The organism is Streptomyces sp. NPDC030862 (assembly GCF_055571835.1).
The window spans coordinates 501,413-520,305 of sequence record NZ_JBVIEN010000002.1; the positions used below are offsets into that span (position 1 = coordinate 501,413).

The following is an 18,893-nucleotide window of genomic DNA, read 5'->3' on the forward strand; positions in this document are numbered from 1 at the left end:
GTTCCCGGGCTTACCGCCGGTAACGGAACCGTGTCATCGTGGTGCCGAGCCATTTGGCATGCCCATGAAGGGATGGTCCGATGTTGCGTCTCCCCACCCTGCTCGCCCTCACCCTCACGCTCGCCCTGGGCTCCGTGACCACCTCCACCGCCACGGCGGCCGAACAGCCCCTCAGGGACGTCGTCCTCGTCGGCAACAGCGCCGACGGCACGGTCAGCTTCCTCGACTCCCGCACGTACGAGAACCTCGGCTCGCTCGACGTCATCCCCGACCTCGACGACGTCCTGGACGGCATGGGCCCCCTGCGCCGCGCCGCGTACGAGATCGTCAAGCAGCAGGCGGGCGGCGACAAGTTCGTCGACGACGCCCACCTCTCGCCCGACGGCCGCACCCTGTACGTCTCCCGCGGCAACCTCGGCGACGCCGCCGCGTACGACATCGCCTCCGGCCGCCAGCTCTGGCGCACGCACCTCGACGGCCTCAAGGCCGACCACGCGGCGCTCTCGGCGGACGGCTCCACCTTCGTCGTCTCGGCCATCACGGCCGCCAAGAGCCAGACCCTGGACACCGCGACCGGCCGCATCACCGGCGAGTTCCCGACGGGTACGTACCCGCACGAGAACATGTACTCGCCCGACGGCAGCCGCATCTACAACATGTCCATCGGCGTCACCTCCCTGCCCAAGGCCCTCGACGCCCTCAAGGGCGCCAAGCAGGTGACCGTCGCCGACGCCAGGACGCTGAAGGTGCTGCGCACGTACACCTTCGACAAGGGCGTCCGCCCGGCGGTCATCACGCCCGACGAGAAGACGATGTACGCCCAACTGTCGTACCTCAACGGCTTCATCGAGTACGACCTGGTCGCCGGCCGCACCGTCCGCACGGTCCAGATGCCGTTCAGCGCGGCCGGCGCGGCCCTCAAGCCCGACGACTACCCGCAGAACTCCGCCCACCACGGCATGGCGATGAACGGCACCCACGACAAGCTCTGCATGGCCGGCACCATCGACGACTACACCGCCGTCGTCTCCCGCCCGGGCCTGACCACCGACGGCTTCGTCCACTACGAGCCGGGCGCCCTCCCGTACTGGTCCGTCACGGCCCCCGGCGGTACCCACTGCTTCGTCACGCTCTCGAACCGGGACGAGGTCTCCGTCGTCGACTACCGCACGGCCAAGGAGGTCGCCCGCGTGAAGGTCGGCGACTACCCGCAGCGCGAACGGGCGGCCAAGGTCGCAGAGGACGCCCTGCCGGGGCTCAGGCGGTAGGGCCGTCGTAGCCTCGGGGCCATGAGCGAGGACGCCGGTTTCCGGGTGGGTGACGTACTGAAGGTCGCCTGCCCGTTCGTGGAGACGCGGGTGAAGGACCTGAAGTGGGACTACCTGTCGGTCCCCTGGCCCTGGTGGGAACGGGACCTGGACAGCGAGTCCTTCCACTGGAACGGCATCGTCGCCCTCGGGCTGGACGCGCGCACCCGCGTCTGGGACGAGATGACGTTGTTCCGCACCGACCCGGCTCCTGCGTTCCTGGAGCCGGGAGACGTGTGCCGGGTCGGTGTGCCGCCGACCGTGGTCCATGTGACGGCGGTCGACCACTTCGACCCGCCCCAGGAGACGGGCTGGCTCCCCCGCCCACACCTCGCCGTCGCGGTGCTGCCGCGGGGGCTGTCCTACCGCGAGTACCCGGACGGGGGCCACCTCAACGGCAGAGGCAACCACCTGTACCCGGACAACGGCATCCCGTTCGCCTTCGAGCTGCTGTTCCGCCCGTACGCGTTCCTCCACCCCGGCGACGAGGTGGCCGACGCCGCCGACCGCGCCTGGCGGTTCGACGGCCCCTGGGACTGGTACGCCTTCGACGGCGCGCCGCACTCCGAGGTCCCGCAGTGGCCGCTGGTGCTCCTCACCCGCGACGGCTCACAGTGCGCCCCGGAAGCGGCGCAGGAGGTGGCCCGCGCGACGGCGACCGGCTCTCACGCCGAGACGCTGCGGCGCTGGACGGACCTCACGGACGCGAGCCCCACCCCGGCCGGGTGTTCTTGAGGCGCACCGGGGCGACGCGCGTCGGCTACGGAACGGGGAACCTCCACTGGTAGGCGTCGTGCTCCTGGCAGGGGCCCAGGCGCAGCGTCGTTCCCTCGTGGGTCAGGCATTCCTCGACCCACTTCTTGCTTTCGGCGAGCCGGTTGTGCAGCCGGTAGAAGCCGTCCGGGCGGGACTCCAGCCTCCAGGAGGAGTTGTAGTCGCCGCAGGTCCAGCTCCCCACGATCTTCCGCTGGTGGTGGTCCACACCCATGCCCAGACAGGTGTTCTCGTGGGCGATGACGTCGAAGCGGGCGTAGCCGTCGGAATACTGGCGCATCCTCCACTCCGATGCGCCTCCCTCACATCGGTTCAGGACGACCCGCACGGTGTCCGGATGGAAAACGACGCAGGGGGCGTCGCCGCCGCCGGACCCGGCCGTCAGCTCTCCGCCCGCCGTCTCGATCAGGACCGGGTCCCCCGGATCGGCCGGCGCGTCCCGCTTACCGCCGGAATCCGCCAGCAGCACGAGCAGGGCGAGTACCGCGACCACAGTGGAGAAGGCCCGTGCGGGAGCCACGTGGACGTTGTACTGGTCACCAGCCGCCTGATGGACGCGCCCCTTGCCGGATGCCGTGGCCTTCTGGCGCACGGACGGCTGCCGCTCGTCGGTGCTCATCACCCGAAGTTGATCTGATTGTTCACGGCTTGGTTGATGCGGCCGTTGTCGCGGGCCTCGGCGTACATCTCCACGTACTGGGCCCGCTGCTCGCGCGGAAGGTGGGGCAGGAGCTGATCGGTCACCAGCCGGCGCAGCGCGTCGGCGACCTCCTCGTCTCCGGAGCTCAGCAGCCGGTGCAGCCGGCTCTCCCACTCCGCCCGCAGCCGGCGCAGGGCCTCCTCGTCACCGCTCTCGTGGGCGGCGAGAACGAGCCGCCGGTCCTCGGCCAGGTCCTCGCCCACCGCCTCGGCCCGCCCGGGATGCACCCGCTGCCACAGCGCCGTCATGCCGCGAACCGCCTGCCCCCACGCGTCCGTCGCCATGGCACCCACTAACGCGGTGCTGGCGGTCGCTGCGATCACCGCGATGTCCATGCCCCACCCACCTTTCACCTGACGCCCGTCGGCTCTCCGCCGTGCCCTTCGAGACGCGTCCATCGTCCCGCACGGCGGGCGGATCGCGGCCTGCTTTCCGTCATCTGGCGCGGCACGGCGGCGGGGGAGCGGACGGTGACTCAGGCCAGCCGCAGGTCGATCCACGGGATGGTGTCCCCGGGCAGCAGGTAGCGCTCGGTCTCCACGAACCCGTGCTTCAGCGCGAACCGCAGCCCGTCCCCGTTGGACGCCAGCACGCACGTCTCGACCACCTCGGCCCCGAGCTCCCGCGCCCGCTCCAACCCGCGCGCGTACAGCTCCTCGCCGAACCCCCGCTGCCGGTACGCGGCGAGCACCCGCGCGATCACGGTGGCCGTCACCGAGTCCCCCTCGGGCGGGCGCACGGTGCTGCACCCGATCAGCTCCTCGCCGAGGTAGGCGACTTCGAGACGGTGGCGCCGCGCCCGTTCGCGTACGTCGTCGAGGGAGAGGTGGTGCGTCGGGATGACGGTGTTGTGGACGTGCTGCCAGTCCGTGAACGCGACGTCGTCGAGGGGCTGTTCGAAGCGAAGGTCAGACATCGGGTCAGGAAACCACAGAGGCCCCCCGCCCTCACCACCCCAGCAGCGCCAGCTCCGCCTCCTCCAGCACCAGGCCCGCCGCGGCCGCCGAGGAGCGGGCCGATTCCGGGCGGCTCGCGCCCGGGATGGGGATGACCGCGGGGGACCGGGCCAGGGACCAGGCGAGGGCCACCTGCTGGGGGGTCACGCCCCGCGCCCCGGCCACCTCGTGGAAGGCGGAGAAGCGCGGGTCCGGGGACTGGGAGGAGGAGGGGCCGTCCAGGGAGCTGCGGGAGAGGCCGCCGAGGGGGCTCCAGGGGAGGAAGGCGAGGCCCAGTTCGGTGCAGAGCCGCAGCTCGGGCTCGCTGTCGCGGACGGCGGGGGAGTAGCGGTTCTGGACGGAGACCAGCCGGTCGCCGAGGATCTCGCGGGCGAGGCGGATCTGCGCGGTGTCGGCGTTGGAGACGCCGGCCAGGCGGATGGTGCCCGCGTCCAGCAGGTCGCGCAGCGCGCCGAGCGACTCGGCGTACGGCACCGCGGGGTCCGGCTTGTGCAGCTGGTAGAGGCCGATCGCCTCGACGCCGAGGCGACGGGCCGACGCCTCGGCCGCGCGGCGCAGGTGGGCGGGGTCGCCGTCGACGGTCCAGCCGCCGTCGGGGGTCCGGCCCCGGCCGCCCTTCGTGGCGACGAGCACGTGATCGGTGGGGGCTCCGTACGCCGCGAGGGCGCGGGCCACCAGCCGCTCGCCGTCGCCGGGCTCGCCGTCGAGCGGTGCGTGGTACGAGTCGGCCGTGTCGATGAGCGTGGTCCCCGCGTCCAGCGCCGCGTGGATCGTCGCGATGGCCCGCGCCTCGTCGGGGTGGCCCTCGATGGACAGAGGCATCGCGCCCAGGCCGACGGCCCCGACCTCGATGTCGCCGATGGTCCGCTTCATACCGCAACGCCTCCCAGCGTCTCGTCGATCGCCTGCTCCGGCCAGTCGCCGGTGTGGCGGAAGGTGAACCCGAGCCGCGTGGCGCGGGAGTTGTCCATGGGGTACGCGCGCCGGAAGGAGAGCGGCGACACCTCGCCCACCTCCACCTCCTGGAACACGGTCCGGCCACCGACCCGCGCCTCCACCGCCGCGCAGAGGCCGGCGGTGGTGAGGGGGCCGTGCGAGGCGGCGTTCACCGGGCCGGTGAAGCCGGCCCCGGACGCCAACAGGCGCCGGATGAGGCGCTTTCCGGCATAGCGGCTACCGCCGATCACGCATATGTCAAGCATGTGATCAAGTGTTACGTTGACCGGTCGCAGCCTGAAGGGGGAACCATGGGACATCCGGCCGTCGTACCGAAAGAACAACGGCGTCCGCGCCCCTCCGCCAACGAAACCGCGGCAGCCGGTTTCGACCAGGTCGACCGGCAGATCCTGGAGCTCGTCCAGACCGACGGCCGCATCAAGCTGAGCGAGCTCGGCCGCCGGGTCCGCCTCAGTCCGGCGGCCGTCGCCGACCGGGTGCGGCGGCTGGAGGCGTGCGGTGCCATCACCGGCTACGGCGCCCATGTCTCCCCGGCCCGCCTCGGGTACGGCATCCAGGCGTTCATCCGCGTCAACCCGCACGGCGGCTACACCTTCAAGCACCCGCGGACGCTGGAGCTGCTCGCCCGCCCGGAGATCCTGGAAGCCCACCACGTGGTCGGCGAGGACTGCTGGATCCTCAAGGTGGCGGTGACGGACACGGGCCACCTGGAGGACGTGCTGGAGCAGACGTCGGCGCTGGGCCGGACCACCACCTCCGTCGTGCTGTCGTCGCCGGTGCCCCGTAAACCCCTGTTGCCTTGACGCCGACGTCAAGGCTTACGTTCGAGGGCATGCGAATCGGCGAGCTCGCTCGGCGCGCGGGAACGACCACGCGCACCCTGCGGTACTACGAATCCCGGGGCCTGCTCCCCGCCCGGCGGGCGGAGAACGGCTACCGCACGTACGACGAGACCGACCTGCGGCTGCTCCAGCAGATCCGCACGCTCCAGGACTTCGGGTTCGACCTGGAGGAGACGCGGCCGTTCGTCGACTGCCTGCGCGCCGGGCATCCGGCCGGGGACGCCTGTCCGGCGTCGCTCGACGTCTACCGCCGCAAGCTCGCCGAGCTCGACGGCCTGATCGGCCAGTTGCAGTCGATCCGCGCCGAGGTCGCCGCCCGGCTCACGCTGGCGACCGAAACGCCCGAACCACGCTGCGAATTCGGAGGTACCCCATGATCGAGGTGACGGACGCGGAGTTCGGTACGGAGGTCCTGTCGGCGGACCGCCCGGTCCTGGTGAAGTTCACCGCGACCTGGTGCGGCCCCTGCCGCCAGCTCGCCCCGGTGCTGAAGGAGATCTCCGCCGAGGAGTCCGGCCGGCTGAAGGTGGTCGAGATCGACGTCGACACCAACCCGGAGACGGCGTCGCGGTACGCGGTGCTGTCGACGCCGACGCTGATGGTCTTCGACGGCGGTGAGCCGGTGCGCTCGATGGTCGGCGCCCGCCCGAAGCGGCGGCTGCTGCAGGAGCTGGAGGACGTGCTCGTCTGAACGGCCCTCACCGCTTACGGAAAAGCCCCGGTCCGCAATGGCGGCCGGGGCTCTTTCTCGCGTATATTTGATGGTTCGCATGCGCGCATGAAGAAACGCAAGCGGAAGTCGAGTAAGCGAACTCTATCGCAGCAGGAGTCGAATTGTCAACCGAGGACATGCGGAAAGAGCAGCGATTCATCACCGAGCTCTACGCGCGACTCGACCACCTGCGCGACCAGGCCGAGCGCGCCGTCCAGGCCGCCCTCAAGGACCGCGGCAGCGGATTCCAGGCGCGGCTGGAGCGGGACGTGCTCGTGGCCGAGCAGTCCGGGCTGCTCGCCGCCTTCGACGCCGGGGAGAACGGCCTCTGCTTCGGGCGGCTCGCATTCCGGGACGGACGCGACCACCACATCGGGCGCATCGGCATCCGGGAGGACGACGAGGAGCGCACGCCGCTCGTCGTGGACTGGCGCGCCGACGTCGCCCGGCCCTTCTACCTCGCCACCGGCTACGAGCCCATGGGCCTGAAGCGCCGCCGGCACATCACCACCCGCGGGCGCGAGGTCACCGCGCTGCACGACGAGATCCTGGACCTGCACGACCCCACCCGCACCGGCCACGAGAACCCGGACGCCGACGCCGTGCTCCTCGCCGCGCTCGACGCCGCCCGCACCGGGCGCATGGGCGACATCGTGCAGACCATCCAGGCCGAGCAGGACCGCATCATCCGCGCCCCGCACCACGGCGTCCTCGTCGTCGAGGGCGGCCCCGGCACCGGCAAGACCGCCGTCGCGCTGCACCGCGCCGCGTACCTGCTCTACGCGTACCGCGAGCAGCTCGCCCGCCGCGCCGTCCTCATCGTCGGCCCCAACCCCGCCTTCCTCGGCTACATCGGCGAGGTGCTGCCCGCGCTCGGCGAGACCGGCGTGCTGCTTGCCACCCTGGGCGAGCTCTTCCCCGGCGTACGGGCCACCGGCACCGACACCCCCGAGGCGGCCGAGATAAAGGGCCGCGCGAGCATGGCCGAGGTCCTCGCCCGGTACGTGCGCGACCAGCAGACGGTGCCGCCGACCCAGGCACCGCTGGAAATCGACCACGACGACTACGGCACCCTCCTGCTCGACCGGAACACGGCCGAGGACGCCCGCTGGGACGCCCGCGCCACCGGCCTGCCGCACAACCTCGCCCGCCCGCGCTTCGCCTTCCGGATCATCGACGCCCTCACCGAGCAGCTCGCCGAGCGCCTCGGCGCCGATCCCTTCGGCGGCCCCAACCTCCTCGACGCCTCCGACATCACCCAGATGCGCAAGGAGATCGCCGCCAGCCCCCACGTCCACGCCGCCATCGAGGAACTGTGGCCCACGCTCACCCCGCAGGAGCTCGTCGCCCGCTTCCTCGCGGAGCCCGACGGCTACCTCCCGGACGGCGAGGCCGAGTTCGTCCGCCGGGAGCAGGGCGAATGGACCGAGGCCGACGTACCGCTGCTCGACGAGGCCGCCGAGCTCCTCGGGCACGACGACACCGCCGAGCGCGCCGCCGCCGAGCGCGAGCGCAACCTGCGCATCGCGTACGCGCAGGGCGTGCTCGACGTGTCGTACGCCTCCCGGACGTACGAGTTCGAGGACGAGGAGTCGGAGGTGCTCGGCGCCCACGACATCATCGACGCCGAGCGCTTCGCCGAGCGCCACGAGGAGGCCGACCACCGCAGCGCCGCCGAGCGGGCCGCGGCCGACCGCACCTGGGCGTTCGGGCACGTCATCGTGGACGAGGCGCAGGAGCTGTCCGCGATGGCGTGGCGGCTGCTGATGCGCCGCGTCCCCACCCACTCCATGACCCTGGTCGGCGACCCCGCCCAGACCGGCGACGCCGCCGGCTGCGGCTCCTGGCAGGAGATCCTCGACCCGTACGTCGGCGACCGCTACGAGCACGCACGCCTCGGCGTCAACTACCGCACCCCCGCCGAGATCATGGAGGTCGCGGCCCAGGTGCGACGGGCCGAGGACCCCGGCTTCGAGCCGCCGCGCTCCGTGCGCTCCACCGGCGTCCCGCCCTGGGAGACGGAGACCGACGACCTGCCGGGCGCGGTCGCCGGGGCCGTACGGCGCGAACTGCCCGCCGAGGGGCGCCTCGCGGTCATCGCCCCGGCGGGACACCACCAGGCCCTGCGCGCGGCGCTGCCGGACGCCGCGCACGGGCCGGTGCCCGACCTCACCCGGCCCGTCGTCCTCCTCGAACCCCGGCAGGCGAAGGGCCTGGAGTTCGACACGGTGATCGTCGCCGACCCGGACGCCATCCGCGCCGCCGGGCCGCACGGCGTCAACGACCTCTACGTGGCGCTGACCCGCGCGACCCAGCGACTGGGGATCGTCCGGACCGCCGGGAGCGTCACGCCGGCCTGAGGTAGACCGTCGCAAGCGGCGGCAGCGTGAGGCGGATGCCGTCGTGCTCCGCCTCCCGCTGCACCGGCGAGGCGCTGCGCACGTCGCCGCCGCCGTACTGGGCCGCGTCCGTGTTGAGGACCTCCGTCCACGCGGAGACGCCGTCCGGCGTCCACAGCCGGTAGGCGTCGCGCACCACCGGCGAGAAGTTGCTGACCGCCAGCAGCGGCTCGCCCTTGGCGTCGTACCGCAGGAACGCGAAGACGTTGTCGTCCGCCGCGTCGCCCAGCACCCACTGGAAGCCCTCCGGGACGGTGTCCCGCTCCCACAGCGCGGGCGTCGCGGTGTACACGCGGTTCAGGTCGCGCACCAGGTCGCGTACGCCCCGGTGGTCGCCGGCCGAGTGGTAGTCGTCCGCCAGCAGCCACCACTCGGGGCCGTGCGCCTCGGACCACTCGGCGCCCTGGGCGAACTCCTGCCCCATGAAGAGCAGCTGCTTGCCGGGGTGCGCCCACATGAAGCCCAGGTAGGCCCGGTGGGTGGCGCGCCGCTGCCACCAGTCGCCGGGCATCTTCGTCACCAGGGCCTGCTTGCCGTGCACGACCTCGTCGTGCGAGATCGGCAGGACGTAGTTCTCGCTGTACGCGTACACCATCGAGAACGTCATCTCGTTGTGGTGGTACTTGCGGTGCACCGGCTCCTTGGAGACGTACACCAGCGAGTCGTGCATCCAGCCCATGTTCCACTTCAGGCCGAAGCCCAGCCCGCCGCTGTCGGTGGGGCGGGTGACGCCCTCCCAGGCGGTGGACTCCTCGGCGATCGTGACGACGCCCGGGCAGCGGCGGTAGACGGTGGCGTTCATCTCCTGGAGGAAGGAGACCGCGTCGAAGTTCTCCCGGCCGCCGTACTCGTTGGGCGCCCACTCGCCGCCCTCGCGCGAGTAGTCCAGGTACAGCATCGAGGCGACGGCGTCGACGCGCAGGCCGTCGATGTGGAACTCCTCGCACCAGTACACGGCGTTCGCGACGAGGAAGTTGCGGACCTCGGTGCGGCCGTAGTCGAACTCGAGCGTCCCCCAGTCGGGGTGCTCGGCCCGCCGCGGGTCCGGGTGCTCGTACAGCGGGGTGCCGTCGAAGCGGGCCAGCGCCCAGTCGTCCTTCGGGAAGTGGGCCGGCACCCAGTCCACCAGCACGCCGATCCCGGCCCGGTGGCAGGCGTCCACGAAGTACTTGAAGTCGTCGGGCGTGCCGAGGCGGGCCGTCGGGGCGTAGAAACCGGTGACCTGGTAGCCCCACGACGGGCTGTACGGGTGCTCGGCGACCGGCATCAGCTCCACGTGCGTGAAGCCCAGCTCCTTGACGTACGCGGGCAGCTGCTCGGCCAGCTCCCGGTAGGTCAGGCCCGGGCGCCAGGACGCCAGGTGCACCTCGTAGACCGAGAAGGGCGCCTCGTGGACCGGGCGGTCGCCGCGGTGCGCCATCCACGCGTCGTCCTGCCACTCGTGGTGCGAGGCGGTGACGATGGACGCGGTCTCCGGCGGGCACTGGGTGCGCCGCGCCATCGGGTCCGCGCGCAGCGAGCAGCTGCCGTCGGGGCCCGTGACGGCGAACTTGTACAGGGCCCCTTCGCCGAGGCCCGGCACGAACAGCTCCCACACGCCGGTGGCGCCCAGCGACCGCATGGGCAGGCCGGTGGCCTCGTCCCAGTAGTTGAACTCCCCGACCAGCCGCACCCCGCGCGCGTTCGGCGCCCACACCGTGAAGCGCGTGCCCTCCGTGCCCTGATGGGTCATCGGATGCGCGCCCAGCGCCGTCCACAGCTGCTCGTGCCGGCCCTCGCCGATCAGGTGCAGGTCCAGCTCGCCCAGCGCGGGGAGGTAGTGGTACGGGTCGTCGACCTCGACGACGCCCGACTCGTACGTCACCAGGAGCCGGTACTCCGGGACCTCCGTGAGCGGCAGCACGCCGGAGAACAGCCCGTCACCGTCGTCGTGGAGCTCGGTGCGGGACCCGTCGGAGGCCACGAGCACGGTCACGCCGGCCGCGTACGGGCGCAGCGCCCGGATCGCGATGCCGGTGCCGTCCGCGACCGGGTGCGCGCCCAGCAGCGCGTGCGGGTCGTGGTGCTCCCCGGCGAGCAGCCGCCCCCGGTCGCCGGGGTCGAGGGGCGCGGGGACGACGCCGTCGGCGCCCGCGCGGGGCCTGGGCGTCGCGCCGGGCGGCGGTGTGGGCAGGGCGGTGGCCTCCCCGACGGGGGTCTGCTTCACGGGCCGGGGCTTCTGGGCTGCCGGATTGCGGGTCGGGCGACGGGGGGTCACGGGAAAGGGCCTCCTCGAAGGCGTCAGGGCGTCAGGGGGTGGGCTGTGCGGCCAGACGGCGGATCGCCGCCATCGGGACCGGGAGCCAGTCGGGCCGGTGCCGGGCCTCGTAGAGGACCTCGTACACGGCCTTGTCCGTCTCGTATGCGCGCAGCAGCGCGGGCTCGTCGCGCGGGTCGGTGCCGGAGGCCTCGGCGTAACCGGTGCAGTAGGCGTCGCGGCAGCGCTCCGCCCAGTCCGGGTTCCAGGGGCGGTAGGAGCGGGCCGCGTAGTCGAAGGAGCGCAGTATCCCGGCCACGTCGCGGACGGGCGGCTGCGGGCGGCGGCGCTCGGCGAGCGGCTTCGCGGGCTCGCCCTCGAAGTCGATCACCGACCAGTCGCCGTCCTCCGTGCGGAGCGTCTGGCCCAGGTGGAGGTCGCCGTGCACCCGCTGCGCGCGCCACGTGACGTCCTCGGCGGCGAGCTTGCCGACCGCGTCGAAGGCGGCCCGCAGACCGGGTACGAACGGCAGGAGCGCCGGCACCGCCTGGGCGGCGGCGTCGAGGCGGCGGGTCATCTGGATGGCGAGGTTCTCGGTCTGCGGGCGGCCGAGTGCGACGGTCGGCAGGGCGTCGGCGAGCGCGGTGTGCACCTCGGCGGTGGTCCGGCCCAGCGCACGCGCCTCGGCGGTGAAGTCCCGCCCGGCGGCGAGCGCGTCCAGCGCCAGCTGCCAGCCGTCCTGGGAGCCGCGCAGATACGGCTGGAGTACGCCGAGGGTGCTGGCCTCCGGGTGGTTGTTGACGGTCTCGTACCAGGCGACGGGCGCGGGGACCCGGCCGCAGCCGGCGCGGGCGAGCGCCAGTGGCAGCTCCAGGTCCGGGTTGGCGCCCGACCAGATCCGGCGGAACACCTTCAGGATGTAGGCGTCGCCGTAGACGAGGGAGGAGTTGGACTGCTCGGCGTCGAGCACGCGCGGCGCGAGCCCGTCCGGGATCGCCACCGTGCGCGAGAAGCGCAGCGGGCCCATGGGGCCGGGCGTGCGCAATCGTTCCAGCAGCAGCGAGGCGAGGCGCGGGTCGCTCAGCCCCTCGTACACCGTGCGTCCGGCGAGCGGTCCGTCGGTCACGCGGCCGATGAGGGCGGGGGCCAGCTGCGGCGGCAGATGGGTCCGTACGCCGAGGAGCAGCTGGTAGCAGTCGGCCTGCGCCGAGGGGGCGAGGCCGGGCTGCTGGACGCGCACGAGCAGGTGCAGCAGGCCGGGGCCCGTGGTGTCGACACGGAGCAGCTCGGTGGCGGACACCAGGGTGAAGCCGGTGACGGGGCGTCCCTTTCCGGCGAACCAGCGCTGCCTCGGCAGCCATTCGTGGAGCAGGGGCACCAGGGAAGGGAGCAGGGCGACCGGGGCCCGGGCGGTGGATGCGGTCTCCGACATGGCAGCGCGTCCTTTCCCCGGGCACTACAGAATGCACAGAACGTGCAGAGTGTCCCGGAATGCGGCGATTGCTGTCCGGCTGTGCGGGACGTGTCGGGCGGGGATGGTCCGGATAGACCCGTCGACGTATGAGGGGGAGAGTTCCCAGGGCGGCCCGTCGGAAACGCCCGACCGGAAGGAACCGTCCCGCCTTTGGCCGGGGCCTTGCGGAGCGGATATGCCCCCTCGGTATGCCGCCCGCGCGAGGGCCGGGCGGCCGCCGTCCAAGCCCGTTACGCCGTTGCAGTGACGCGTTGGGGCGGGCCTCCGTGACGCCGTCGGCGGCCCTTCATGACGTCGTTGGCGGGCCCGGTGGGGGTCCGCCAACGGGGAGTCAGCTCGTCGCGGCCCGCGGGTCCGTCGGCCCCTGCGCCGCCGGCTTCGGGGCCGTCGCCTGCGCGGCGCCCGGCTTGATGGACTTCGCCGACTTCTGGACCATGTCCTTCCGCAGCCGGAACCAGTAGAAGCCGTGGCCCGCCAGGGTGAGCAGGTACGGCCACTCGCCGATCGCCGGGAAGCGCACCCCGCCGATCAGCTCCACCGGGTGCATGCCGTTGAACAGACGCAGGTCCAGCTCCGTCGGCTGCGGGAAGCGCGAGAAGTTGTGCACGCACATCACCAGGTCGTCGCCGTACTCCCGCAGGAAGGCGAGGACCGCCGGGTTGGACGACGGCAGCTCGGTGTAGGAGCCGAGGCCGAAGGCCGGGTTCTGCTTGCGGATCTCGATCATCCGCTTGGTCCAGTGCAGCAGCGACGACGGCGAGGCCATGGACGCCTCGACGTTCGTGACCTGGTAGCCGTAGACCGGGTCCATGATGGTCGGCAGGTACAGCCGCCCCGGGTCGCAGGAGGAGAAGCCCGCGTTGCGGTCGGGCGTCCACTGCATGGGGGTGCGCACACCGTCCCGGTCGCCGAGCCAGATGTTGTCGCCCATGCCGATCTCGTCGCCGTAGTAGAGGATCGGCGAGCCGGGGAGGGACAGCAGCAGGGCCGTGAACAGCTCGATCTGGTTGCGGTCGTTGTCGAGCAGCGGGGCGAGCCGCCGCCGGATGCCGATGTTGGCGCGCATCCGCGGGTCCTTGGCGTACTCCGCGTACATGTAGTCGCGCTCCTCGTCGGTGACCATCTCCAGGGTCAGCTCGTCGTGGTTGCGCAGGAAGATGCCCCACTGGCAGTTCGCCGGGATCGCCGGGGTCTTGGCCAGGACTTCGGAGACGGGGTAGCGGGACTCCCGCCGCACCGCCATGAAGATGCGCGGCATCACCGGGAAGTGGAACGCCATGTGGCACTCGTCGCCGCCGGCGGCGTAGTCGCCGAAGTAGTCGACGACGTCCTCGGGCCACTGGTTGGCCTCGGCGAGCAGCACGGTGTCGGGGTAGGCCGCGTCGATCTCCTTGCGCACCCGCTTGAGGAAGGCGTGCGTCGCCGGGAGGTTCTCGCAGTTCGTGCCCTCCTGCTGGTACAGGTACGGCACGGCGTCGAGGCGGAAGCCGTCGATGCCCAGGTCCAGCCAGAAGCGCAGCGCCGACAGGATCTCCTGCTGCACCGCGGGGTTCTCGTAGTTCAGGTCCGGCTGGTGCGAGAAGAACCGGTGCCAGTAGTACTGCTTGCGCACCGGGTCGAAGGTCCAGTTGGACGTCTCGGTGTCGACGAAGATGATGCGGGCGTCCTGGAACTGCTTGTCGTCGTCGGCCCAGACGTAGTAGTCGCCGTACGGCCCGTCGGGGTTCGTGCGGGACTCCTGGAACCACGGGTGCTGGTCGCTGGTGTGGTTCATCACGAAGTCGATGATCACCCGCATGCCGCGCTGGTGGGCGGCGTCGACGAACTCGACGAAGTCGGCCAGGTCACCGAACTCCGGCAGGACGGACGTGTAGTCCGAGACGTCGTAACCCCCGTCGCGCAGCGGCGACTTGAAGAACGGCGGCAGCCACAGGCAGTCGACCCCGAGCCACTGGAGGTAGTCCAGCTTGGCCGTGATGCCCTTGAGGTCGCCGACGCCGTCGCCGTTGCTGTCCTGGAAGGAGCGGACGAGCACCTCGTAGAAGACGGCTCGTTTGAACCAGTCGGGGTCACGGTCCTTGGCGGGGGTGTCCTCGAAGGTGTCGTGGACGGGCTCGTTGACGATCATGATGTGGGTGACCCTCCGATCGGCGGGGACGGTCGCAGGACGAGGATGTGCGCGGGCGTGACGCCCGGTTCCAGGCGCACATAGTTGGCCCTGCCCCAGTGATAGGTCTCGCCGGTGAGCTCGTCGCGCACCGGTACGGTCTCGTGCCAGTCGAGGCCGAGCTCCGGCATGTCCAACGAGACCGTCGCCTCGTGGGTATGGTGCGGGTCGAGGTTGACGACCGTCAGAACAATGTTCGAGCCCGACCGCTTGCTGTAGGCGATCACCGCGTCGTCGTCCACGTGGTGGAAGTGGATCGAGCGCAGCTGGCGCAGCGCCGCGTTGCGCCGCCGGATCCGGTTGAGCGCGGTGATCAGCGGGGTGATCGTCCGCCCCTCGCGCTCCGCCGACTCCCAGTCCCGCGGCCGCAGTTCGTACTTCTCCGAGTCGAGGTACTCCTCGCTGCCCTCGCGCACCGGGGCGTTCTCGCACAGCTCGTACCCGGCGTACACGCCCCACGTCGGCGACATCGTCGCCGCGAGCACCGCCCGCGCCTCGAAGGCGGGCCGGCCGCCGTGCTGGAGGTAGGCGGGCAGGATGTCGGGGGTGTTCACGAAGAAGTTCGGCCGCATGTAGGCGGCCGCGTCACCGGACAGCTCCGTCAGGTACTCGGTGAGCTCCTGCTTGCTGTTGCGCCAGGTGAAGTACGTGTACGACTGGTGGAAGCCGACCGCCGCGAGCGTGTGCATCATCGCCGGGCGGGTGAACGCCTCCGCCAGGAAGAGCACGTCCGGGTCGGTGCGGCGGATGGAGGCGATGACCTTCTCCCAGAAGACCACCGGCTTGGTGTGCGGATTGTCGACGCGGAAGATGCGCACGCCGTGGGCCATCCAGTGCCGCAGCACGCGCAGCGTCTCGCGGACGATGCCCCGCATGTCCTGGTCGAAGGCGATCGGATAGATGTCCTGGTACTTCTTCGGCGGGTTCTCGGCGTACGCGATGGTGCCGTCGGCCCGGTGGTGGAACCACTGCGGGCGCTTGCGCACCCACGGGTGGTCCGGCGAGCACTGGAGCGCGAAGTCCAGCGCGACCTCCAGGCGCAGCTCGCGGGCGCGCGCCACGAAGGCGTCGAAGTCCTCCATGGTGCCGAGGTCCGGGTGGACGGCGTCGTGGCCGCCCTCGGGCGAGCCGATCGCCCACGGCACGCCGACGTCGTCGGGGCCGGCGGTCAGGGAGTTGTTGCGGCCCTTGCGGTGGGTGGTGCCGATGGGGTGGATCGGCGGCAGGTACACCACGTCGAAGCCCATCGCGGCGATCGCCGGCAGCCGCTCGGCCGCGGTGCGGAAGGTGCCGGAGACCAGCCGGCCGTTCTCGAAGCGGGCCCCCTCGGAGCGCGGGAACATCTCGTACCAGGAACCGAAGAGCGCCCGCTCCCGCTCCACGAGGAGGGGCAACGGGCGCGAGGAGGTGACCAGTTCGCGCAGTGGGTGCCGGGACAAGGCGTCCACGGCCTCCGGCGCGAGGGCGGCCCGCCACCGCTCCTGGGGTGAGCGCCGCGCGTCCCGCAGCGCGTCCACCACCGCGAGCACCGCCTCGCGGCCCTCGCTCTTCGGTACCCCCTCGGCGGCGCGCTCGTGCAGGGCCGCGCCCTCGGCGAGGACGAGCTCGGTGTCGAGGTTCGCCGGGATCTTGATCGAGGCGTGGTGGCGCCAGGTGGCGACCGGGTCGCTCCACGCCTCGACCCGATAGGACCAGCGGCCCTCGGCCGTCGGAGTGACCTCGGCGCCCCAGCGGTCGGTGCCGGGCGCGAGTTCGCGCATCGGCGTGAAGGGGCCCTCGTGGCCGGCCGGGTCCGTCAGGACGACGTTGGCGGCCACGGCGTCGTGGCCTTCGCGGAACACGGTGGCCGTAACCTGAAAGGTTTCACCGACCACCGCCTTGGCTGGCCTTCTGCCACAGTCGACCAGAGGGCGGACATCGAGGACGGGAATGCGACCAATCAGCGAGTTCACGGCATCACCTGAGGGTTGCGTACGGGGTATCGCTCTTTGTAGCTGCTCCGTTGACGAGTGGCGGGGCGCAGGCATCACCGCTCCTGTCCGGGTTCACTCGGGTGGGCGGGTACCGCAGGAGCCTTCCCACACCCTTCGGGTGGGCAATCCGGCGCGTTGTTAACTACTCCGGTGTAACAGGGAAACGGGAAACCGGCCCCGTATGGTTGATTTCGGGACCGGTTGGCCGGATTCCGTCGAATGGGTGACGCGAAGCCGTCGAGAAGCCGTCGAGGAGCTGGTGGAGGCCGGTGAGGAGCCGTCCTCACGCCCGGGACTGGGCGTTGTGCTCCTCCGGGTCGTTGGCCCACACCTGCCACGGCTGCCGGCTGACCCACTCGTCCACCGGCGCCGACCGCAGCGACAACGCCCGCGCCGAAACGCCGTCGTCACCCGCCATCAGCGTCTCGTCCGTGCCCGACGCCATGTAGTGGTAGATGCCCGCCACGCCGGCCGCCGCGGCCGGGCCGAGGACCGCCGCCAGACCCTGTTCGAAGGCGACCGGATCCAGCGCCTGGTAGCGCACCGGCCGGCCCAGGCCCCGCGCGAAGGACTGGGCCAGCTCCTCGCCCGTCAGCGTCCGCTCGCCGCCGACGTCGAACGTCCGGCCCTCCACGCCGTCCGCGGTGAGCGCCGCCAGCACCGCCTCCGCCAGGTCCCGGTGCGAGAGCCACGCCGTCGGCGTGTGCGCGGGCAGCGGGTAGGCCAGCACGCCGTCGTTGACCAGGGCGGGGCCGTTCCACGGGCTGAAGAGGTTGTCCAGGTAGACCGGCGGGCGCAGCACCACCAGCGGGACGCCGCTGTCGCGCAGCACCTCCTCGGTGATCCGCCGCGTCTCGAACGCCGCCACGTCGGTGGAGACCGACGGAACGCGCGTGTTGGCGTTGTAGACCAGGCGCCGCACCCCGGAGTCCAGGGCGGCCGCCGCGATGTTGCGCGCGTACCGGCGGACCCGCTGGGGCTCGTACACCAGCGGCATCGTCACCGCCGCGTGCGTCGCCCCGTCGAAGAGCTGCCGTACGTCCTCGGCGTCGGCCAGGTCACCGGAGGCGAAGGAGACGCCCGGCAGCGGCGGCCGGTCGCCCTCCGGGCGGCGGGTCAGCGTGCGGACGCGGTGGTGCCGCTCCGCCAGGAGACGGGCGATCGCGCCGCCCTGGAAACCGGTCGCCCCCACGACCGCGACCCGCATCGGCGCGGGTGTCTGCATGGGCTGGGAAAGGTGATCGGACATGTGCCTGAAGGGCCCTTCGATAGGGTGTCTCTGCTGCCATGACGGCACTCCACAGGCTGGCGGCGACGGCTTTGGCCGATCAATTAACAAACCGGGGCGGGGGTTGAAGGATCGTCCATGGACACCGTACGCACCGCAAAAGCAGGTACCGACAGTGACGACCTCCTCAGCGAGCTGTTGCAGCCGCTGCGCCTGACCGGGGTCTTCGACAGCCGATGGCACGTCAGCGCCCCGTGGGCCATCGAGGGCGACGCCGAGCAGAGCTGCGCGGTCCTGCACTACATCGTCCAGGGCGGCTGCTGGATCACCGCCGAGGGCCAGGCGCCGCAGGAGCTGCACGCGGGCGACCTGGCCGTCTTCCCCACGGGCACGGCGCACCGCCTCGCCGACCGGCCCGAACGGCAGGGCGTGCCGCTGAAGGCGATGCTGCCCGAGCGGGTCCCCGGCACGTCCGGCGAGATCCGCATCTCCGGGGGCGGCCCGCAGAGCCGGCTGCTGTGCGCCGGACTGCACTACGACGCCAGCGCCGCGACCGGCCTGTACAAGGCGCTGCCCTGGGTGCTCGTGCTCGACCGCTCCCAGGTGGACCGGGAGCCGCTGCTGCGCGACACGCTGCGGCTGCTCGCCTCGCCGGACCGGCCCGTCGGCCCCGGGGACCGGCTGATCACCCTGCGCGCCTTCGAGATGGCCCTCGTACTGGCGCTGCGGCCGCTGCTGCGCGAGTTCGCGGAGAACCCGGCCTCCCTGCCGGTGCTGCGGCACCCCGGGATCAGTCGGGCGCTGGTGATGATCGCGACGCGGTTCGCCGAGCCGTGGACCATCGAGTCCCTGGCCAAGGAGGTCGGCATGTCCCGCTCGGCCTTCACGGCCGCCTTCCGCGAGCTGGTCGGCGAGGCCCCCGCCCGCCATCTGACGGGCCGGCGGATGCAGGAGGCGGCGCGGCTCCTCGGTGAGACGTCACTGCCGCAGTCGGCGGTCCCCCAGCGCGTCGGCTACCAGAGCGCGGTCGGCTTCCACCTCGCGTTCCGCAAGTGGTTCGGCGTGACACCGGGGGAGTACCGCTCGGGTGCGACGGCGGCGTGAGACGGCCCGCATACGGCCCGCGTACGGCCGGTGACCGGCCTGATCCCGACGGTACGGAGGCGCG

Annotated in this window: 17 protein-coding genes; 7 read left to right on the forward strand and 10 right to left on the reverse strand. The window is 71.9% G+C overall.

Features of this window, described 5'->3' with window-relative positions; genetic code table 11:
* The first annotated feature begins 80 nt into the window (after positions 1-80).
* Together ACZ42X_RS06590 and ACZ42X_RS06595 are read left to right on the forward strand one after the other, a co-directional pair.
* Complete coding sequence (locus ACZ42X_RS06590; protein ID WP_468284894.1) at positions 81-1,268, forward strand: YncE family protein; 1,188 nt, start codon at positions 81-83, stop codon at positions 1,266-1,268.
* A 21-nt stretch (positions 1,269-1,289) separates the two neighbouring features.
* Positions 1,290-2,042 (forward strand): hypothetical protein, encoded by a 753-nt coding sequence (locus tag ACZ42X_RS06595; RefSeq protein ID WP_468284896.1) that lies wholly within the window; start codon positions 1,290-1,292, stop codon positions 2,040-2,042.
* Positions 2,043-2,067: 25 nt separating this feature from the next.
* On the opposite strand, the gene ACZ42X_RS06600 is transcribed toward ACZ42X_RS06595, so the two are convergent.
* The 5 genes from ACZ42X_RS06600 to ACZ42X_RS06620 all read right to left on the reverse strand — a co-directional run bounded on the left by ACZ42X_RS06600 (position 2,068) and on the right by ACZ42X_RS06620 (position 4,939).
* Entirely contained in the window at positions 2,068-2,700 is a 633-nt protein-coding gene (locus ACZ42X_RS06600; RefSeq protein ID WP_468284899.1) for an RICIN domain-containing protein, read from the reverse strand.
* Positions 2,700-3,116 carry a hypothetical protein gene (locus ACZ42X_RS06605; protein WP_468284901.1) on the reverse strand — a complete coding sequence of 139 codons (417 nt, stop codon included), beginning with the start codon at positions 3,114-3,116 and terminating at the stop codon, positions 2,700-2,702. The genes ACZ42X_RS06600 and ACZ42X_RS06605 overlap by 1 nt, the downstream gene beginning before the upstream one ends.
* A 140-nt stretch (positions 3,117-3,256) precedes the next feature.
* Positions 3,257-3,697 (reverse strand): GNAT family N-acetyltransferase, encoded by a 441-nt coding sequence (locus tag ACZ42X_RS06610; RefSeq protein WP_468284904.1) that lies wholly within the window; start codon positions 3,695-3,697, stop codon positions 3,257-3,259.
* Between the two features lie 31 nt (positions 3,698-3,728).
* Positions 3,729-4,610 (reverse strand): aldo/keto reductase, encoded by an 882-nt coding sequence (locus ACZ42X_RS06615; protein WP_468284906.1) that lies wholly within the window; start codon positions 4,608-4,610, stop codon positions 3,729-3,731.
* Positions 4,607-4,939: a hypothetical protein gene (locus ACZ42X_RS06620; protein ID WP_468284909.1), complete on the reverse strand. Its 333-nt coding sequence runs from the start codon at positions 4,937-4,939 to the stop codon at positions 4,607-4,609. The genes ACZ42X_RS06615 and ACZ42X_RS06620 overlap by 4 nt, the downstream gene beginning before the upstream one ends.
* A 45-nt stretch (positions 4,940-4,984) precedes the next feature.
* On the opposite strand from ACZ42X_RS06620, the gene ACZ42X_RS06625 reads away from it, so the two are divergent.
* From ACZ42X_RS06625 to ACZ42X_RS06640, 4 genes are all read left to right on the forward strand, one after another.
* Positions 4,985-5,497 (forward strand): Lrp/AsnC family transcriptional regulator, encoded by a 513-nt coding sequence (locus ACZ42X_RS06625; RefSeq protein WP_468284912.1) that lies wholly within the window; start codon positions 4,985-4,987, stop codon positions 5,495-5,497.
* Positions 5,498-5,526: 29 nt separating this feature from the next.
* Positions 5,527-5,913 carry a MerR family transcriptional regulator gene (locus ACZ42X_RS06630; protein ID WP_468284915.1) on the forward strand — a complete coding sequence of 129 codons (387 nt, stop codon included), beginning with the start codon at positions 5,527-5,529 and terminating at the stop codon, positions 5,911-5,913.
* A complete protein-coding gene (trxA, locus tag ACZ42X_RS06635; RefSeq protein WP_468284918.1) occupies positions 5,910-6,227 on the forward strand; it encodes a thioredoxin in 318 nt (105 codons plus the stop codon). The genes ACZ42X_RS06630 and trxA overlap by 4 nt, the downstream gene beginning before the upstream one ends.
* A gap of 158 nt (positions 6,228-6,385) precedes the next feature.
* Entirely contained in the window at positions 6,386-8,608 is a 2,223-nt protein-coding gene (locus ACZ42X_RS06640; protein ID WP_468285649.1) for a HelD family protein, read from the forward strand.
* On the opposite strand, the gene glgB is transcribed toward ACZ42X_RS06640, so the two are convergent.
* The 5 genes from glgB to ACZ42X_RS06665 all read right to left on the reverse strand — a co-directional run bounded on the left by glgB (position 8,595) and on the right by ACZ42X_RS06665 (position 17,746).
* The gene (gene glgB, locus ACZ42X_RS06645) at positions 8,595-10,853 is read right to left on the reverse strand and encodes a 1,4-alpha-glucan branching enzyme (RefSeq protein WP_468284921.1); all 2,259 of its coding nucleotides are present in this window, start codon (positions 10,851-10,853) and stop codon (positions 8,595-8,597) included. The genes ACZ42X_RS06640 and glgB overlap by 14 nt on opposite strands.
* An 82-nt stretch (positions 10,854-10,935) precedes the next feature.
* Positions 10,936-12,315 carry a maltokinase N-terminal cap-like domain-containing protein gene (locus tag ACZ42X_RS06650; RefSeq protein WP_361418820.1) on the reverse strand — a complete coding sequence of 460 codons (1,380 nt, stop codon included), beginning with the start codon at positions 12,313-12,315 and terminating at the stop codon, positions 10,936-10,938.
* A gap of 373 nt (positions 12,316-12,688) precedes the next feature.
* On the reverse strand, positions 12,689-14,485 hold the full coding sequence (gene treS, locus ACZ42X_RS06655) for a maltose alpha-D-glucosyltransferase (protein ID WP_468284925.1): 1,797 nt from the start codon (positions 14,483-14,485) through the stop codon (positions 12,689-12,691).
* Positions 14,482-16,467: an alpha-1,4-glucan--maltose-1-phosphate maltosyltransferase gene (locus tag ACZ42X_RS06660; protein ID WP_468285652.1), complete on the reverse strand. Its 1,986-nt coding sequence runs from the start codon at positions 16,465-16,467 to the stop codon at positions 14,482-14,484. Before ACZ42X_RS06660 ends, treS begins: the two co-directional genes overlap by 4 nt.
* A gap of 313 nt (positions 16,468-16,780) precedes the next feature.
* The gene (locus ACZ42X_RS06665) at positions 16,781-17,746 is read right to left on the reverse strand and encodes an SDR family oxidoreductase (protein WP_468284928.1); all 966 of its coding nucleotides are present in this window, start codon (positions 17,744-17,746) and stop codon (positions 16,781-16,783) included.
* Between the two features lie 117 nt (positions 17,747-17,863).
* Here ACZ42X_RS06665 and ACZ42X_RS06670 point away from each other — a divergent pair, with 117 nt between their 5' ends.
* Positions 17,864-18,829: an AraC family transcriptional regulator gene (locus ACZ42X_RS06670; protein WP_468284931.1), complete on the forward strand. Its 966-nt coding sequence runs from the start codon at positions 17,864-17,866 to the stop codon at positions 18,827-18,829.
* Positions 18,830-18,893 lie beyond the last annotated feature (64 nt).

Excerpts from the sequence above, each read along its gene's own strand:
- ACZ42X_RS06590 (WP_468284894.1), top strand. The coding sequence starts at position 81 with ATGTTGCGTCTCCCCACCCTGCTCGCCCTCACCCTCACGCTCGCCCTG.
- ACZ42X_RS06595 (WP_468284896.1), top strand. The coding sequence starts at position 1,290 with ATGAGCGAGGACGCCGGTTTCCGGGTGGGTGACGTACTGAAGGTCGCC.
- ACZ42X_RS06600 (WP_468284899.1), bottom strand. The coding sequence starts at position 2,700 with ATGAGCACCGACGAGCGGCAGCCGTCCGTGCGCCAGAAGGCCACGGCA.
- ACZ42X_RS06605 (WP_468284901.1), bottom strand. The coding sequence starts at position 3,116 with ATGGACATCGCGGTGATCGCAGCGACCGCCAGCACCGCGTTAGTGGGT.
- ACZ42X_RS06610 (WP_468284904.1), bottom strand. The coding sequence starts at position 3,697 with ATGTCTGACCTTCGCTTCGAACAGCCCCTCGACGACGTCGCGTTCACG.
- ACZ42X_RS06615 (WP_468284906.1), bottom strand. The coding sequence starts at position 4,610 with ATGAAGCGGACCATCGGCGACATCGAGGTCGGGGCCGTCGGCCTGGGC.
- ACZ42X_RS06620 (WP_468284909.1), bottom strand. The coding sequence starts at position 4,939 with ATGCTTGACATATGCGTGATCGGCGGTAGCCGCTATGCCGGAAAGCGC.
- ACZ42X_RS06625 (WP_468284912.1), top strand. The coding sequence starts at position 4,985 with ATGGGACATCCGGCCGTCGTACCGAAAGAACAACGGCGTCCGCGCCCC.
- ACZ42X_RS06630 (WP_468284915.1), top strand. The coding sequence starts at position 5,527 with ATGCGAATCGGCGAGCTCGCTCGGCGCGCGGGAACGACCACGCGCACC.
- trxA (WP_468284918.1), top strand. The coding sequence starts at position 5,910 with ATGATCGAGGTGACGGACGCGGAGTTCGGTACGGAGGTCCTGTCGGCG.
- ACZ42X_RS06640 (WP_468285649.1), top strand. The coding sequence starts at position 6,386 with ATGCGGAAAGAGCAGCGATTCATCACCGAGCTCTACGCGCGACTCGAC.
- ACZ42X_RS06650 (WP_361418820.1), bottom strand. The coding sequence starts at position 12,315 with ATGTCGGAGACCGCATCCACCGCCCGGGCCCCGGTCGCCCTGCTCCCT.
- treS (WP_468284925.1), bottom strand. The coding sequence starts at position 14,485 with ATGATCGTCAACGAGCCCGTCCACGACACCTTCGAGGACACCCCCGCC.
- ACZ42X_RS06665 (WP_468284928.1), bottom strand. The coding sequence starts at position 17,746 with ATGTCCGATCACCTTTCCCAGCCCATGCAGACACCCGCGCCGATGCGG.
- ACZ42X_RS06670 (WP_468284931.1), top strand. The coding sequence starts at position 17,864 with ATGGACACCGTACGCACCGCAAAAGCAGGTACCGACAGTGACGACCTC.